This window comes from Paraburkholderia suaedae (genome assembly GCF_040812055.1).
In the GTDB taxonomy this organism is placed as follows: Bacteria; Pseudomonadota; Gammaproteobacteria; order Burkholderiales; family Burkholderiaceae; genus Paraburkholderia.
The window spans coordinates 37147-52742 of sequence record NZ_JBFOAH010000016.1 but is presented as its reverse complement, the minus strand read 5'-3'; the positions used below and the strand labels follow the sequence as shown (position 1 = coordinate 52742).

Annotated in this window: 13 protein-coding genes and 2 pseudogenes; 9 read left to right on the top strand and 6 right to left on the bottom strand. The window is 64.5% G+C overall.

Going from position 1 to position 15596, the window contains the following annotated elements; translation table 11 throughout:
• The first annotated feature begins 19 nt into the window (after window positions 1-19).
• A complete protein-coding gene (gene bioB, locus ABQJ48_RS21265) occupies window positions 20-1099 on the top strand; it encodes a biotin synthase BioB (RefSeq protein WP_367839972.1) in 1080 nt (359 codons plus the stop codon).
• 9 nt (window positions 1100-1108) lie between these two features.
• Here bioB and ABQJ48_RS21260 read toward each other — a convergent pair whose 3' ends face one another.
• Window positions 1109-1711, bottom strand: coding sequence for an RBBP9/YdeN family alpha/beta hydrolase (locus ABQJ48_RS21260; RefSeq protein WP_367839971.1), 603 nt, complete (start codon window positions 1709-1711; stop codon window positions 1109-1111).
• Window positions 1712-2023: 312 nt separating this feature from the next.
• On the opposite strand from ABQJ48_RS21260, the gene ABQJ48_RS21255 reads away from it, so the two are divergent.
• From ABQJ48_RS21255 to ABQJ48_RS21230, 6 genes are all read left to right on the top strand, one after another.
• Complete coding sequence (locus tag ABQJ48_RS21255) at window positions 2024-2965, top strand: 2-hydroxyacid dehydrogenase (RefSeq protein WP_367839970.1); 942 nt, start codon at window positions 2024-2026, stop codon at window positions 2963-2965.
• Between the two features lie 87 nt (window positions 2966-3052).
• Window positions 3053-3979 carry a hydroxymethylglutaryl-CoA lyase gene (locus ABQJ48_RS21250; RefSeq protein ID WP_367839969.1) on the top strand — a complete coding sequence of 309 codons (927 nt, stop codon included), beginning with the start codon at window positions 3053-3055 and terminating at the stop codon, window positions 3977-3979.
• Between the two features lie 87 nt (window positions 3980-4066).
• On the top strand, window positions 4067-4588 hold the full coding sequence (locus ABQJ48_RS21245) for a YbaK/EbsC family protein (RefSeq protein ID WP_367839968.1): 522 nt from the start codon (window positions 4067-4069) through the stop codon (window positions 4586-4588).
• A 4-nt stretch (window positions 4589-4592) separates the two neighbouring features.
• The gene (locus ABQJ48_RS21240) at window positions 4593-4820 is read left to right on the top strand and encodes a DUF1289 domain-containing protein (RefSeq protein ID WP_367839967.1); all 228 of its coding nucleotides are present in this window, start codon (window positions 4593-4595) and stop codon (window positions 4818-4820) included.
• The gene (locus ABQJ48_RS21235; protein ID WP_367839966.1) at window positions 4817-5290 is read left to right on the top strand and encodes a MaoC family dehydratase; all 474 of its coding nucleotides are present in this window, start codon (window positions 4817-4819) and stop codon (window positions 5288-5290) included. The genes ABQJ48_RS21240 and ABQJ48_RS21235 overlap by 4 nt, the downstream gene beginning before the upstream one ends.
• Window positions 5287-6207, top strand: a complete 921-nt coding sequence (locus tag ABQJ48_RS21230) for an MBL fold metallo-hydrolase (protein WP_367839965.1) — start codon at window positions 5287-5289, stop codon at window positions 6205-6207. Before ABQJ48_RS21235 ends, ABQJ48_RS21230 begins: the two co-directional genes overlap by 4 nt.
• 369 nt (window positions 6208-6576) lie before the next feature.
• Here the strand turns inward: ABQJ48_RS21230 and ABQJ48_RS21225 are convergent.
• Window positions 6577-6696 (bottom strand): annotated as a pseudogene (locus ABQJ48_RS21225) (EamA family transporter); the annotation flags it as partial.
• Here ABQJ48_RS21225 and ABQJ48_RS21220 point away from each other — a divergent pair.
• Window positions 6693-6773: pseudogene (locus ABQJ48_RS21220) on the top strand (Lrp/AsnC family transcriptional regulator); the annotation flags it as partial. The pseudogenes ABQJ48_RS21225 and ABQJ48_RS21220 overlap by 4 nt on opposite strands.
• 56 nt (window positions 6774-6829) lie before the next feature.
• On the opposite strand, the gene ABQJ48_RS21215 reads toward ABQJ48_RS21220, so the two are convergent.
• Window positions 6830-7720, bottom strand: a complete 891-nt coding sequence (locus ABQJ48_RS21215) for an alpha/beta fold hydrolase (RefSeq protein ID WP_367839964.1) — start codon at window positions 7718-7720, stop codon at window positions 6830-6832.
• 341 nt (window positions 7721-8061) lie between these two features.
• On the opposite strand from ABQJ48_RS21215, the gene ABQJ48_RS21210 reads away from it, so the two are divergent.
• Window positions 8062-9033, top strand: a complete 972-nt coding sequence (locus ABQJ48_RS21210) for an NAD(P)H-dependent flavin oxidoreductase (RefSeq protein ID WP_367839963.1) — start codon at window positions 8062-8064, stop codon at window positions 9031-9033.
• Window positions 9034-9052: 19 nt separating this feature from the next.
• Here ABQJ48_RS21210 and ABQJ48_RS21205 read toward each other — a convergent pair whose 3' ends face one another.
• From ABQJ48_RS21205 to ABQJ48_RS21195, 3 genes are all read right to left on the bottom strand, one after another.
• The gene (locus tag ABQJ48_RS21205) at window positions 9053-12649 is read right to left on the bottom strand and encodes a methylmalonyl-CoA mutase family protein (protein ID WP_367839962.1); all 3597 of its coding nucleotides are present in this window, start codon (window positions 12647-12649) and stop codon (window positions 9053-9055) included.
• Window positions 12650-12849: 200 nt separating this feature from the next.
• Window positions 12850-13782: a LysR family transcriptional regulator gene (locus ABQJ48_RS21200; protein ID WP_367839961.1), complete on the bottom strand. Its 933-nt coding sequence runs from the start codon at window positions 13780-13782 to the stop codon at window positions 12850-12852.
• 221 nt (window positions 13783-14003) lie between these two features.
• Complete coding sequence (locus ABQJ48_RS21195; protein ID WP_367839960.1) at window positions 14004-15089, bottom strand: porin; 1086 nt, start codon at window positions 15087-15089, stop codon at window positions 14004-14006.
• Between the last annotated feature and the right edge of the window lie 507 nt (window positions 15090-15596).

Sequence of the window (15596 nt, the reverse complement as noted above, 5' to 3'; positions counted from 1 at the left end):
CATTCATGAGGATCGACCCATGACGCAACTGAACATCGCTCCCGCGCCCGCCGACGTGAGCCACGATGCCAACTCCGCAGCAAGCCGCGCACAGCGGCTCGCGCGCTGGCGCGTTGCCGACATCGTCGCGTTGTACGAACTGCCGTTCAACGACTTGATGTTCCGCGCGCAGCAAACGCACCGCGAGCATTTCGACGCGAACACCGTGCAACTCTCGACGCTGCTGTCGATCAAGACCGGTGGCTGCGAGGAAGACTGCGCGTACTGTCCGCAGTCGGTGCATCACGATACGGGCCTGCAAGCGGACAAGCTGATGCCGGTCGACGACGTGCTCGCCGCCGCCAAGGTCGCGAAAGAAAACGGCGCGACGCGCTTTTGCATGGGCGCCGCGTGGCGCAATCCGAAAGACCGCCACCTTGAACCGATCAAGGACATGATTCGCGGCGTCAAGGCGATGGGTCTGGAGACCTGCGTGACGCTCGGCATGCTGGAAGCCCATCAGGCGCAAGGTCTGCGCGAAGCGGGCCTCGATTACTACAACCATAACCTCGACACGTCGCCCGAGTTCTACGGCCAGATCATCTCGACGCGCACTTATCAGGACCGTCTGGACACGCTCGAACGCGTGCGCGACGCGGGCATCAACGTATGCTGCGGCGGGATCGTCGGGCTGGGTGAATCGCGCCGCGAACGTGCGGGGCTGATCGCGCAACTGGCGAACATGGAGCCGTATCCGGAATCGGTGCCGATCAACAACCTGGTGCAGGTGGAAGGCACGCCGCTCACCGGCACTGAAGCGATCGACCCGTTCGAATTCGTGCGCACCATTGCGATTGCGCGCATCACGATGCCGAAGGCGATGGTGCGTCTGTCGGCGGGCCGCGAGCAGATGAACGAAGCATTGCAGGCAATGTGCTTCCTCGCCGGCGCAAACTCGATTTTCTACGGCGACCAGTTGCTGACCACCAGCAATCCGCAGGCCGAAGCCGACCGGGCACTGCTGGCGCGCCTGGGGATGCGTGCCGAAGCGGCGCAGCAGATGCCGATGGATAAGAGCGGCTGTGAACACGGCTGCGATAGGCCCGCGGCGTCGAACTGAGCGCATCAATCACGCGAACGCGCGCTGCGCGGCCTCGAACGCCGCCTCGCGAAAGCGCAGCGGCGCCGCGCGATGCACGAGCGTATCGACGAAATACCTGGCGCGCGGCCATGGGCCGAAACCGGCCGCGGTGTTGATGTGGCCCGCGTCGCCGAGATTGACGAACGCGCTGCCGAAACGCTGCGCAAGATTGCGCGCGCCGGCGAGCGGCATCCACGGGTCCGTTTCGCTGCCGATCAGGATCGACGGCACCCCGAGACGGCGCGCGTCGAACGATCCCGCGAATGCGAATTTCTGTGGGCTCGCGGGCGCCACGAGCAGCACGCCGACCACATTCTTCGCATCGGACGCCTGCTGCAAAGCATGCGCCGTCGCGAGGCAGCCGAAGCTATGCGCGGCGAGTACGAACGGGCCGCGCTCGCGCGCGAGCAGGTCGCGCAGCGACTGCGCCCAGCACGCGATATCCGGCGCATCCCAGTCGGCCTGTTCGACCCGCAGCGAGCGCGCAAACTGCCGCTCAAGCCACGTTTGCCAGTGCGCGCCGTCGCTGCCGTGCAGGCCCGGCACGGTGACGAGCCGGGGCGGCCATGTCGATCTGGTGCATGAAAGCATAGGTGCCTCATCACGGGAAACCGGGCAGCCATTGTCTCGCGGCGAGTCGCGCAGACGAACCAGGTTTTTGTGCTTTGGTTATCGCCAAACCGTGGACAAGTCGTGGCAAACACGGCACGCCTCGGCGGGCACGCGGACCGCGATGCCGTACGCTCGTGCGCAAACGCGCGCGATCGGCGTCGAAAAAGTAGAATGAGGCCTATCCTTGGAGTGAGGAGGCCTCATGCAGCGAGCGTCGTCAGAAGTGCCGCAGCCGTTGCGACGGGGCTTCGTCGTCCGCCGACCCGACAACGCGTGCGCCTTCTCGAACGTATGAAAATCCTCTTCTACCTACCGCAGACCGACGCCGACCAATGGTTGCACGACTTCGCGCGCGCGTTGCCCGAGGCCGATCTGCGCGAATGGCAGCCGGGCGACACCGCACCCGCCGATTTCGCGATCGTGTGGCGTCCGCCGCATGACATGCTGGCCGGCCGCGACGACCTGCGCGCCGTTTTCAATCTCGGCGCGGGCGTCGATGCGCTCCTCGCGCTCGAACACGAGCAACCCGGCACACTGCCGCGCAATGCCCAGTTGATCCGCCTTGAAGACACCGGCATGGGTCCGCAAATGGCCGAGTATGTGACCCACGCAGTGCTGCGTTACCTGCGCCGTTTCGACGAATATCAGACGCTGCAAAACGAACGCCGCTGGCAAGTGCTCGATCCGCATCCGCGCGAAACCTTTACGGTCGGCGTGCTCGGCCTGGGCGTGCTCGGCGCTCAGGTGGCGCAAGCGGTGGCGGCGTTCGGCCTGCCGGTGCGCGGCTATAGCCGTAGCGCGCGGCAGATCGACGGCATCACCACGTTCGCCGGCGCCGCTCAATACGACGCGTTTCTCGACGGCGTGAAGGTGCTGGTGAATCTGTTGCCGCATACGCCGGATACCCACGACGTGTTGAACGCGCGGACCTTCTCGAAGCTCGCGCGCGGCGCGTATCTGATCAACGTCGCGCGCGGCGGCCATCTGGTCGAAGCGGACCTGCTCGACGCGCTCGCGAGCGGCCAGCTTGCCGCCGCCACGCTCGACGTGTTTCGCGACGAGCCGTTGCGCGCCGATCATCCGTTCTGGCAAACGCCGCGCATCACTATCACGCCGCACATGTCCGCGCTGACACTGCGCGAAGAAAGCGTCGAACAGGTTGCGCGGAAAATCAAAGCACTCATGCGGGGCGAGACAGTTGGCGGCGTGGTGAATCTCGAACGCGGCTACTGATGGCAGCGAACCCGATTGAACCCGCGCAATGAACCCGCCAATTCAAATAGCGCAAAAAGCGCCGCCACGCGCGGCAGGAGACAGATCATGGCCTTACCGCAGCAAGTGAAGATCGTCGAAGTCGGTCCGCGCGACGGACTGCAGAACGAAAAAGAATTCGTGCCGACCGCCATCAAGATCGAGTTGATCAACCGCTTGTCCGCGGCGGGTTTCCGCAATGTCGAGGCGGCCTCGTTCGTGTCGCCCAGGTGGGTGCCGCAGATGGCCGACGGCGCGGACGTCATGGCCGGTATCGAACGCCGGCCGGGCACGCTCTACTCGGTGCTGACGCCGAACCTGCGCGGCTTCGAAGGCGCGCTCGCCGCACGTGCCGATGAGATCGTGATCTTCGGCGCCGCCAGTGAGGCGTTCTCGCAGAAGAACATCAATTGCAGCATCGCGGAAAGCATCGATCGATTCGCGCCGGTCGCGGCCGCCGCGAAGCAGCATGGCCTGCGAATTCGCGGCAGCGTGTCGTGCTCGCTCGGCTGCCCGTATCAGGGCGAGGTGCCGGTCGCCTCGGTGGTGGATGTGGTCGAGCGCTTCGCGGCGCTCGGCTGCGATGAAATCGATATCGCCGATACGATCGGCGTGGGCACGCCGAAGCGCACGCGCGAAGTATTCGAAGCGGTGACCCGCGTGTTTGCGCGTGAGCGTCTATCGGGCCACTTCCACGACACCTACGGCCAGGCGCTCGCGAATATCTACGCGGCGTTGCAGGAAGGCATCGAGATTTATCACGCGTCGGTGGCCGGGCTCGGCGGCTGCCCGTATGCGAAGGGCGCGACCGGCAACGTCGCGACTGAAGACGTGCTGTATCTGATGAATGGGCTCGGCATCGAGACCGGCATCGATCTCGCGCAGGTCGTGGCGATCGGCGACTTCATCTCGACGCAGATCGGCCGCCCCAACGTGTCGCGCGCCGGTAAAGCGCTGCTCGCGAAGGCGCGCAGCGAAGCGGCCAACTGCGTTTGAGCATGTCCGCCCGGCGCACCGGGCATGTATCGATTGCACCTCGCCCGCTCGTTGAACATATCCCACTCTCAATCAGGACCTGAAGCGATGACCGACCACTTGTCCCGCGAATCCGACGATCTCACCGCGCTGCCCGACTCGGCACGCCGCGTCGCTCAGTTGTTGCGCGAACGCGGTCACGTAGGGCGAGTCGTGATGCTGCCGGAGACCGGCAAGACTTCCGCTGAAGCCGCGGCCGGACTCGGCTGCTCGGTGGCGCAGATCGCCAAGTCGATCCTGTTTCGCCGCCGCGACGACGATGCGCCGGTGCTGGTGATCGCAAGCGGCGCGAATCGCGTCGACGAAAAGAAGGTGGCCGCGCGGGTCGGCGCGATCGGCCGGGCGGACGCGAAGTTCGTCCGCGAAAAGACGGGCTATGCGATTGGCGGTGTGTGCCCGATCGGCCACGCCACTGAACCGCTCACGCTGATCGACGCCGACCTGCTCGCGCTCGACAGCCTGTGGGCCGCCGCAGGTCATCCGCATGCGGTGTTCCACCTTACCGCGCAGGAGTTGATCGCGTTGACGGGCGCGCCAGTCGCGGACGTGGCACTGCGCGAGACGGCGTGACACGATGAGCGCACGCATGCATCACTCAGACGAACACGGCGCCGTGTCATCGCCTTGCATCGGCGTGTGCACGATGGATGCATCGACCGGTTGGTGCGAAGGCTGCCTGCGCACCATCGAGGAGATCGCCGGCTGGTCGCTGTTCGACGACCGCGAGAAGCGCGCGGTATGGGACGCCCTCGCGCTGCGCCACGCGCAGTGGCCGGCGGATCGTAGCAGGGCAAAACGATGAACGCGCCGCCGCGCATCGTCGAGATCGGCGAGACGTTCAGCTCGACGTTCGAGTTGTCGGCGGACTCGGTCAAATCGTTCGCCACGCTCGTCAACGATCTCAACCCGTTGCACCACGACGAAAGCTATGCCGCGCAAAGCCGCTTCGGCGGTCTGATTGCATCCGGCACGCAGCCCACCGCGCATTTCATGGCGCTGCTCGCGACGCATTTCTCGACCTACGCGCAACCGCTCGGCCTCGAGTTCGATATCAAGCTGAAGAAGGCCGTCCATGCAAACGACTCGCTGACCATCCGCTGGCGCGTGCGTGACGCGTACTGGAAGCCGAGCCTGAACGGCGATCTGACACACCTCGAAGGCATGGTGATCAATCAGCGCGGCGAGATGGTGTTGATCGGCAGCTCCACCATTCTGGTGATGCCCAAGCCTGAAGCATCCGAGCGCGCGAACGCACGGAACGCCGCGTCATGATCACGCTGCCGGAATCCGTCCGCGTGTTCGAACGTGGCTGGCTTTCGTCGAACAACGTGCTGCTGGTCGACGACGCCTGCGCTGCGCTCGTCGACACCGGCTATGCGACGCACGCGCCGCAAACGCTCGCGCTGCTGCGGCAGATGCTCGGCGCACGGCCGCTCGATCTGATCGTCAACACGCATCTGCATTCGGACCATTGCGGCGGCAATGCGCTGTTGCAGGCGACCTGGCGATGCCGCACCATGATTCCCGCCGCGCAAGCCGACGCCGTGCGCGACTGGGACGAAGCGCGCCTCACTTTCCGCGCGACCGGTCAGGCTTGCGAGCGCTTCGACTTCACCGGCACGCTTCTGCCCGGCGCGCAACTGCGGCTGGGCGAGCTGGACTGGCAGGTACTCGGCGCGCCCGGTCACGATCCGCATTCGCTGATGCTGTACTGCGCGCACGAGCGCATCCTGATCAGCGCGGACGCACTGTGGGAAAACGGTTTCGGTGTCATTTTTCCCGAGTTGCAAGGCGAAAGCGGGTTCGCCGAACAACAGGCCGTGCTCGACGCGATTGCGACGCTAGACGTGCGCGTCGTAATCCCAGGCCACGGTGCGCCGTTCACGAACGTGGAACAGGCGCTGGAGCGGGCCTTTTCGCGCGTCGCGTGGCTGCGCGCCGATCCCACGCGCAATGCGAGGAACGCCTTGAAGGTGCTGATCGTGTTCAAGCTTCTGGAAGTGCGCGCGATGCGCTGGGACGCGCTGCTGCACATGCTCGACGGCGCCGCCGTCATGCGCGCCGCCGCGTCGATGCTCGAGCCGCGCCGTCAATGGCCTGCGCTGGTGAAGGAGATCGTCGGCGAGTTGGTGGCGAAAAATGGACCGCTGCAAACGGATGGCACGCTGATCGTCGCGCGCCTCGTATGACGCGCCGGTGCGTGATAGTGCCGCAACGACCAGCGGCGCACAAAAACCTCGCCCCAAAAAAAGAAAACCGCTCGACCATCAAGGCGAGCGGCGGAAATTTTGTCGGACGTGATCAGCGTCGCTATGAATGATACGCGTGGCGGATTTTTGACCGCATCGGTGATTTCCCTACGGAAGCTTGCGCCCCCTTCGGTGGTGTAAAACCGCACGTAGCGCCGCTTGTGTGCAATGGGTCCCCGAATATGAACAATAATCGCACAACAGATCCCATAGCCCGCGCAAATTAATTTGGAATCCAGATCATTTTCGCTGCGCAAATAGACACCGCGTTCGTTATGTCGACGAAAAACGTTTCTGCGGCACGATCCGCTAGCCGAGGTTGACGCCCGCAGCTGCCAGCAGAATCAGCGCTGCGCCCAGCACCTGAATCCACGCGAGGCTCTGCCCAAAGGCGACGCGATCGACGACGATCGCCACCACCGGATAGAGTCACCGAGCGCGCGGAGACCAGCACCGCGATCGTCAAGACGACGCCGCTCGAGCGCCGCTTGCCGCCGCCCGGCTAAACGGCGCGCACTGGCTCGCCTTGCGACAGCGCATGAAAAGAGCGACGGACTGACTATTACCGTTCGACCGCTGCGAAGAACGACAGCATTTCGGCAAGCAGTTCGTCCGGCGCCTCTTCCGGGATGTAATGTCCGCACGGCAGCGCGCGACCGCTGGCATCGCGCGCAACCTGGCGCCATTCGGCGAGCGCGTCGAAGCACTTCTCGATCACGCCTTGATCGCCCCACAGTATGCGCAGCGGACAGCCGATCTTCGCCCCGCGTTCGATGTCGGCACGATCGTGTTCGAGGTCGATGCTCGCCGACGCGCGGTAGTCCTCGCACATCGCATGCACGGCGCCCGGCTGAGCGAGTGCGGCGCGATAGGCTTCGAGTGCGGCAGGCTCGAATGGCGCAAGGCCCGCGTGGCGACTGCCCATCACCGCATCGACATAGGCGGCCGGGTTCATGCCGATCAGCGTTTCGGGCAACGGCTCGGGCTGGATGAGAAAGAACCAGTGGAAGTAGTGCGTCGCGAACGTGCGGTCGGTGGCTTCGTACATGGCGAGCGTCGGCGCGATGTCGAGCAGCATCAGACGCTCGACAGCGTCCGCATGATCCAGCGCCATCCGATGCGCGACGCGCGCACCACGATCGTGCGCGCATACGAGAAATCTCGCGAAGCCGAAATGGCGCATCACCGCGACCTGATCGGCGGCCATCGTGCGTTTGGAATACGGCATGTGGGTGGCGTCGCTCGGCGGTTTGCCCGATGCACCATAGCCACGCAGATCCGTCGCGATCACGGTGAAATGTGCAGCCAATTGCGCGGCGCAACGATGCCAGATCAGATGCGATTGCGGATGCCCATGCAGCAGCAGAAGAGGCGGCCCCGATCCGCCCTTCATTCCGAAGATATCGACGTCGTCCAAGGCAACGCGAAAGGGCGTGAAATCCTCGAAGGCCATGGCGTCTGTCTCCAGGTCATTGATCACTGACTGCATTGTAGGGGCCGCGAATGCATGCACGGGGTGGTGCAACCCACGCACGCATTGAACCCGAACACTCCTTCCAACCATTCGAAGCCAAACCGCGGGCGCATTCTGTGCCCTTAGCCTATAATCGAACGATCGTTCTTAAACAGCGGAACGGCTTCGGCCGAGGCCGGCGAGGATCATCCCAGTGCGAACCGTCCACTGCGATACGCCGCAACCCGTGTGCCGCTAAACTCACTCAACACTCAACACTCAACACTCAACGCCGGGCGCTCAAGCTGGCACCGGCTCGTCCAGATCAGGAGACTCGCACTATGGCATTGCCCGCCGTCCTGCAAAACCTTGCGCTGCCCGTCGTCGCTTCGCCCATGTTCATCGTCAGCTACCCGGAACTGGTGTTGGCCCAGTGCAAGGCCGGGATCGTCGGCTCGTTCCCCGCGCTCAATGCGCGCCCCGCTGAACTGCTCGACGAATGGCTTTCCCAAATCCAGGGGCAACTCGCCGAGCACAAGGCGGCCAACCCCGCTGCGCTCATTGGGCCCATCGCCGTGAATCAGATCGTCCATCAGTCGAATACGCGGCTGGAGCACGACGTTCGCGTGTGTGTCGAACACCAGGTGCCGATTTTCATCACGAGCCTGCGCGCGCCCGCCCGCGAGATCGTCGACGCCGTGCATAGCTACGGCGGCATCGTGCTGCACGACGTGATCAACCTGCGGCACGCGCAAAAGGCGCTGGACGCGGGCGTCGACGGTCTGATCCTCGTGGCATCGGGCGCGGGCGGACATGCGGGCACGACCTCGCCGTTCGCGCTGGTCGGCGAGGTGCGGCGCATCTTCGACGGCCCGATCGTGCTGTCCGGCTCCATCGCCAACGGCGGTTCGATTCTCGCCGCCCAGGCAATGGGCGCGGACCTCGCGTACATGGGCACGCGCTTCATCGCGACCAGAGAGGCGCACGCGGTCGACAGCTATAAGCAGGCGATCGTCAACTCCACGGCGTCGGACATCATCTATACGAACTTGTTTACCGGCGTGCACGGCAACTACATCCGCGAGAGCATTCTGAATGCGGGGCTGGACCCGGACGCACTGCCTGAGTCGGACAAGAGCAAGATGAATTTCGCCGGCGACAAGGCGAAGGCGTGGAAAGACATCTGGGGCGCAGGCCAAGGCGTCGGCCTGATGGACGATATCCCGAGCGTGAGCGAGCTAGTGCAGCGTTTGTCGAAGGAATACGACGATGCGAAGGCGCGCCTGGGAATTGCGGGCCACGCTTCGCGCTGACAACGGCCAACGCGCCCGCCTACATGTTGCGGCGGTACTGTCCGCCCACCTCGAAGAGCGCGTGCGTGATCTGCCCGAGCGAACACACGCGCACCACGTCCATCAACACCGCGAATACGTTGGCGTCGTCGATCACCGCGCGCTTCAGACGTTCGAGCGCGGCGGGCGCCGCCTCGCGATGCCGCGCCTGGAAGGCGCGCAGACGTTGCAACTGGCTCTGCTTTTCGGCGTCGGTGGAGCGGGCCAGCACGATCGGCTGCGGCGCCTCATGCGGATGCGCACTCAAGAACGTGTTCACGCCGACAATCGGATACGAGCCGTCATGCTTGCGATGCTCGTACAGCATCGACTCGTCCTGGATGCGCCCGCGCTGATAACCGGTTTCCATCGCGCCGAGCACGCCGCCGCGCTCGGTCAGCCGGTCGAATTCGGCAAGCACGGCCTCTTCCACCAGGTCGGTCAATTCGTCGATCACGAAACTGCCCTGGTTCGGATTCTGGTTCTTCGCAAGCCCCCATTCGCGGTTGATGATCAACTGGATCGCGACCGCGCGGCGCACCGAGTCCTCGGTCGGCGTGGTGATGGCTTCGTCGAAGGCGTTGGTATGCAGCGAATTGCAGTTGTCGTAGATCGCGATCAGCGCCTGCAGCGTGGTGCGGATATCGTTGAAGTCGATCTCCTGCGCGTGCAGGCTGCGGCCCGAAGTCTGCACGTGATACTTGAGCTTCTGGCTACGCTCGTTCGCGCCGTAGCGCTCGCGCATCGCGATCGCCCAGATGCGCCGCGCGACGCGGCCCAGCACCGTGTACTCGGGGTCCATGCCGTTCGAAAAGAAGAACGACAGATTCGGCGCGAAGTCGTCGATCGACATGCCGCGCGCCAGATAGGCCTCGACATAGGTAAAGCCGTTCGCCAGTGTGTAGGCGAGTTGCGAGATCGGATTCGCGCCGGCTTCGGCGATGTGATAGCCGGAGATCGACACCGAATAGAAATTGCGCACGCGGTGCTCGACGAAGTACGCCTGAATATCGCCCATCACTTTCAGGCTGAATTCAGTCGAAAAAATGCAGGTGTTCTGGCCTTGGTCCTCCTTCAGGATATCGGCCTGCACGGTGCCGCGCACGTTCTCAATTGCCACGCGGCGGGCCGCGACGAGTTCGTCCTCCGTGAGCGGGCGGCCCTGTTGCACTTGCCTGCGCGCAATCTGCTGATCGATGGCGACGTTGAAGAACATCGCGAGGATGGTCGGCGCGGGGCCGTTGATCGTCATCGACACCGACGTTTGCGGCGAGCACAGGTCGAAGCCGTCGTAGAGCGCTTTCATGTCGTCGAGCGTCGCGACCGACACCCCCGAATTGCCCACCTTTCCGTAGATGTCCGGACGCTCGTGCGGTTCTTCGCCGTACAGCGTGACCGAGTCGAACGCCGTCGAAAGACGTTTGGCGGGCATGCCTTCGGAGAGCAGTTTGAAGCGGCGGTTGGTGCGCTGCGGATCTCCCTCGCCGGCGAACATGCGCGTGGGGTCTTCGTTCTCGCGGCGGAACGGAAACACGCCGGCGGTAAACGGGAAGTAGCCGGGCAGATTCTCAAGCATCAGCCAGCGCAGGATTTCGCCGTGGTCGACGAATTTCGGTAACGACACCTTGCGGACTTCCGACCCGGACAGTGTCGTCACGGTGAGCGCCGTGCGAAGGTCGCGGTCGCGAATGCGCACGACGTGCTCGGTGCCGGAATAGGCAGCCACGGTTTGCGGCCACGCGTCGAGCAGTTTGCGTTCGCGTTCGCCTAGCGCTGCGGAGCGCTGGGCGATCAGGGTGTCGAGGGACGATCGGATTTCGTGCGTTGCGGGTGCGGTCGCTGCGGCGGCTTCGGCTGCTGCGCCGGTTGGGTCGGTTGGGTCGGTTGGGTCGGTTGGGTCGGTTGGGTCGGTTGTGCCGACAGTGCCAGTTGCAACGCGCTCTGTGCCAGTACGGCCCATTTTCGCGTCGACGCGTTGGCCCACGTTTGGGTCCGCTTTCGCATCGTCGCTCGCTTCGCCAAGCATGCGGCGCGCCTCAATCAGTTGCCAACGCTCGCGCGCGATTTGCGCTTGCGCATCGGCTCGCTCGCGGTAGGCGTGCACTGTCTGGGCAATCTCGGCCAGATAGCGCACGCGCGCCGGCGGCACGATCGCGTGGCTGACGCTCGAGAAGCGCAGACCCTCCGGCGCGGACAAACGGCCGTCCCCCGAGCGCAGCCCGTGCGCGCGCAGCGCATCGGCGATGTGCCGATACAACGCGCTCACGCCATCGTCGTTGAAGCGCGAAGCGATGGTGCCGAACACCGGCATCGCGTCGGGCGATTTCGCGAAGTCGGCGCGATTGCGCTGCACCTGCTTGGCGACGTCGCGCAACGCGTCCTGCGCGCCTTTGCGATCGAATTTGTTGATCGCGACGAAATCCGCGAAGTCGAGCATGTCGATCTTCTCCAACTGGCTCGCCGCGCCGAACTCGGGCGTCATCACGTACAGCGATTCGTCGACGAACGGCACGATCGCCGCGTCACCCTGCCCGATGCCGGACGTCTCGACGATGATCAGATCGAAGCCCGCCGCTTTGCACAGCATCAGCGCGTCGGGCAGCGCGTCGGAGAGTTCGCTCGACGCTTCGCGCGTCGCCATCGAACGCATATAGACGCGCGCGCCGTTGCCCCAATCGCCGATCGCGTTCATGCGGATGCGGTCGCCCAGAAGCGCGCCCCCGGATTTGCGGCGCGACGGATCGATTGCGAGCACCGCGATGGTGAGCGCGTCGCCGTAGTCGAGCCGGAAACGGCGGATCAGCTCGTCGGTGAGCGACGATTTGCCGGCGCCGCCCGTACCGGTGATGCCGAGGACCGGAACAGCGGCGGCTTGGGCGAGCGCAGACAGGGTTGAACTGCGGGTGGGATCGGCGGCCTGTGCTTCGAACGCGCTGATGAGTTGCGCGAGCATGCGGAAGGTGGGATCGGCGGTGTTGGCGGTGTTGGCGGTGTCCGGACTTGAACCACCGTCGGCGCGCAACTTATCGTCTGCACGCTCCACATCGCGGGCTTCGAACCGCGGCAGCCGCCGCGCCAACAGACCCGCGACCCGCTCGTCCAACGTCAACCGCTCCGCGTCCGCCGCCGCGCGCGCGCCTTGCGGGCAGCGCGCGATCATGTCGTCGATCATCCCCTGCAGACCCAGCCGTTGACCGTCATGCGGCGAATAGATCTTTTCGACGCCGTAGTGCTCGAGTTCGGCGATCTCTTCGGGGACGATTACCCCGCCACCCCCGCCGAACACCTTGATGCGCTCGCCGCCGCGCGCGCGCAGCAAGTCGACCAGATAGCGGAAATACTCGTTGTGACCGCCCTGGTAGCTGGATACGGCGACGCCGTCGGCGTCCTCTTGCAGCGCGGCGGTGGCGACTTCAGCGACGGAGCGGTTGTGGCCGAGATGGATCACCTCGACGCCGCTCGCCTGCAGGATGCGCCGCATGATGTTGATCGACGCATCGTGGCCGTCGAACAGTGCCGCGGCGGTCACAAAGCGCAGGCGCCGGCCCGCAGGCAGCTTGTGGCCGCCCGCGCGCTGCGGCATGGACAGATCGGTCATGTCTCCCCCAGATCGTGACGCGTGGGTGCTCGCAACCAGTATAGCGAAACGGGTCACGGTGCCCTGCCCGGTCTTGCCGCGCTTTGGGCCGCGCTGCTGAACGAGATAAGCGCGCTCGGCGGCTCTCGACAGCGCATGAACACCAACGCGTCGCTCAAACACGCGCGCACCTGCCCGCGCGCCGGCTTCCGGCGCGTCAGCTACCGCGCCGCCAACGCCTTGATCTGCTCAAGAGACGGCCACAGCGATTCGTTCGAGAACCGCTCAGCCAGAAAATCGACGAACGAGCGCACTTTGGCCGACAGATGCCGCCGGCTCGCGTACACCACATGAATCGGCAATTCACGCGGCGGCAATTCGTCGACGAGGAGCGGCACGAGACGTCCCGCGGCCAGGTCGTCGCCGATCACCTCGGTGCCGAGCGTCGCGATACCTGCGCCCTGCAGCACGATCACGCGCTGCGCTTCCAGATGATTGACGATCAGATTGCCTGACAGGCGCACGCGCGGCGACGCGTCGCCGGTGGCGACTTCGAGCGCCGACACGCCCGCGTACTGCAAGTAGTTGTGGTTGGCGAGATCGGCGACGCTCGCGGGCACGCCGTGCCGCCGCAGATAGGCGGGCGACGCGCAGAGCACGAGGTGCGCGGTCGCGATCTGCCGCGCGATCAGCGACGACGACTTCAGACCGCCAGGCGAAGCGCGGATCGCGACGTCGAAGCCTTCGTCGATCAGTTCGACCACGCGGTCGGACAAGGTGATGTCGACGGTCACTTGCGGGTACTGCGCGGCATAGTCCGCCACCGCGGCCATCACCTGGCTCAAGCCGAATGCCGAGAGCGACGACACCCGCAAGCGCCCTTGCGGCACGACGCTGGCCGCGCCGACGGCCTGCTCCGCTTCGTCGAGTTCGGTCAGCACCTGGCTCAGCCGCTCGTAGTATTCGCGGCCCGCCTCGGTCGGCGCAACGCGCCGCGTGGTGCGGTTCAGCAAGCGCGCGCCGAGCTGCTGTTCGAGGTGCATCACATGCTTGCTCGCCATGGCCGCCGACATCTCCATGCGCTGCGCCGCGCCGACGAAGCTGCCGACTTCCACCACATGGCGGAACACTTTCATGCTGACCAGCGTGTCCATCCGAATCGCTCGCTGAGGAATCAATGGACGCCATTTTGCCGGGTTTATCAAGAGCGGGGCAGCAAACCCGCACGGCTCGGAGGCTAGAAGCGGCGAAGCCCGCTTTCCAACGGAAGGCGGGCTTCGCAATTGATGCTCGTTTCTGTGTGCGCTTGCTATGGCGCCCGTTTGCCCGCGAGGGCGGCCGGAGCCGGCGCACTCGCTCAGCTTCCAGGCAACGCCTAGAACTTCGCGCGCAAGCCCGCACCGTACGTGTTGCCGCTCGACTGACCGGTGATGTGGTCATAAAGGTACGCCGCGTACACGTCCGTGCGCTTGGACAACGGGTAGTCGTAGCCGATGGCGGCCGTCTGCCGGGTCTGGTTGGACCCGCCGCCGTTACGGGAATATGCATATGAGGCCATCACCGAGCCCGGGCCGAACGGCACGGTGACGCCGCCTTGTCCCGTGTTCACGTGCCAGCTCGTGACCTGCTGATTGTTGTACGTGTACATGTACTGGCCATACAACTTCACGAACTTCAGGTCGTACGACACGCCCGCTTGCGCGACGCTCTGGCTGCGCAGTCCGGGGACGCCCGACGTTTCGAAGCTGCCCAGGTCGCCCGGCACGTTGTTGAAGTTCACGTACTGGTAGACCGCGGTCGCCGCGAACGGGCCGTGGAAGTACAGCACCTGACCGCTCCACTTCTTCGCGCCGTTCTGCGTCGTGTTGCCGAGCGCGTACATCGCGGTGGCCGACAGGCCGCTGAAATTCGGCGACGCATACGACACCGCGTTGTTCCAGCCGGAGTCGCCGGTTACGCCCTGATCGGTCGTGTAGGTCGGAAACGTACCCAGACCGAGGTACGTGTGATAGACCATGGGCGAGAACACGTACGAGTCGACGAACGGATTGAAGAGGATCGTCGAGACGAACAGCGGCGTGGTCAGGCGGCCCGCGGTCACCGTGCCATACGGCGATTCGATTCCGACGTAAGCATTGCGCGAGAACGTAGTGTCGCCCGTGAAGCGACCGTACTGGCCGTTCTGCGCGCGGAAGAAGCCTTCGAGCGTGAAGATCGCCTTGTAGCCGTTGCCCAGATCCTCAGTTCCCTTCATGCCCCAGTATGACGTCGACATGCCTCCGCCGGACACCACCACAGCGGTCTTTCCCCCGGGGAATTTCTGCGCGCCGACCCATTCGTCGACCTGACCGTACAGCTGCACACTCGATTGCGCAAAAGCAGACGATGCACTGGCCAGCAAAGCGGCACACGCGGTTGCCTTGAGGGTGGTCTTCAGCGCACTGCTGATGCTTGTTTTCATGGGTTCTCCAGTCTTTTTTGAAAAGGGTGCGGCTGTGCGAAAGGGGGCTCGCGCGAAGCAGGGGTTATCGTCCGTTGGATCGTCGAGCCAATCTGGGCGGACCCATCTTTGCGGACCATTTTTATGGACAAAAATATGGGCGGTTATTGCGGGTATAGCGATCTGATTAGTTTGGTCGCTTATCGGTCTGATATTGGCCCGGCCCGCGGACTTCCTGTGCGAGCGGCGCTAGCCCTCGCAACGGACTAGCGGCGCCAACGCCATGCTGGCCCGGCGACTGAGCATGTGACGGACGTGCAAATGGGCGCCGAGCTGGAAACGCCCCGATTTGACGACGACAGGGGTTTTCCCTGCGAGCGTTTTCAAAAAAGTGTGGCGTCGAAACGTCACATTGGGTGGGTCCCGAAGCTCGGACGACGTGCGCATGCGTGAGCGCCGCGACCGAACGCAGGCGGTTGGGGACGCAGAGGAGTTCGGCAGGAATGCTGAACGAGATCGTTTGGTGGG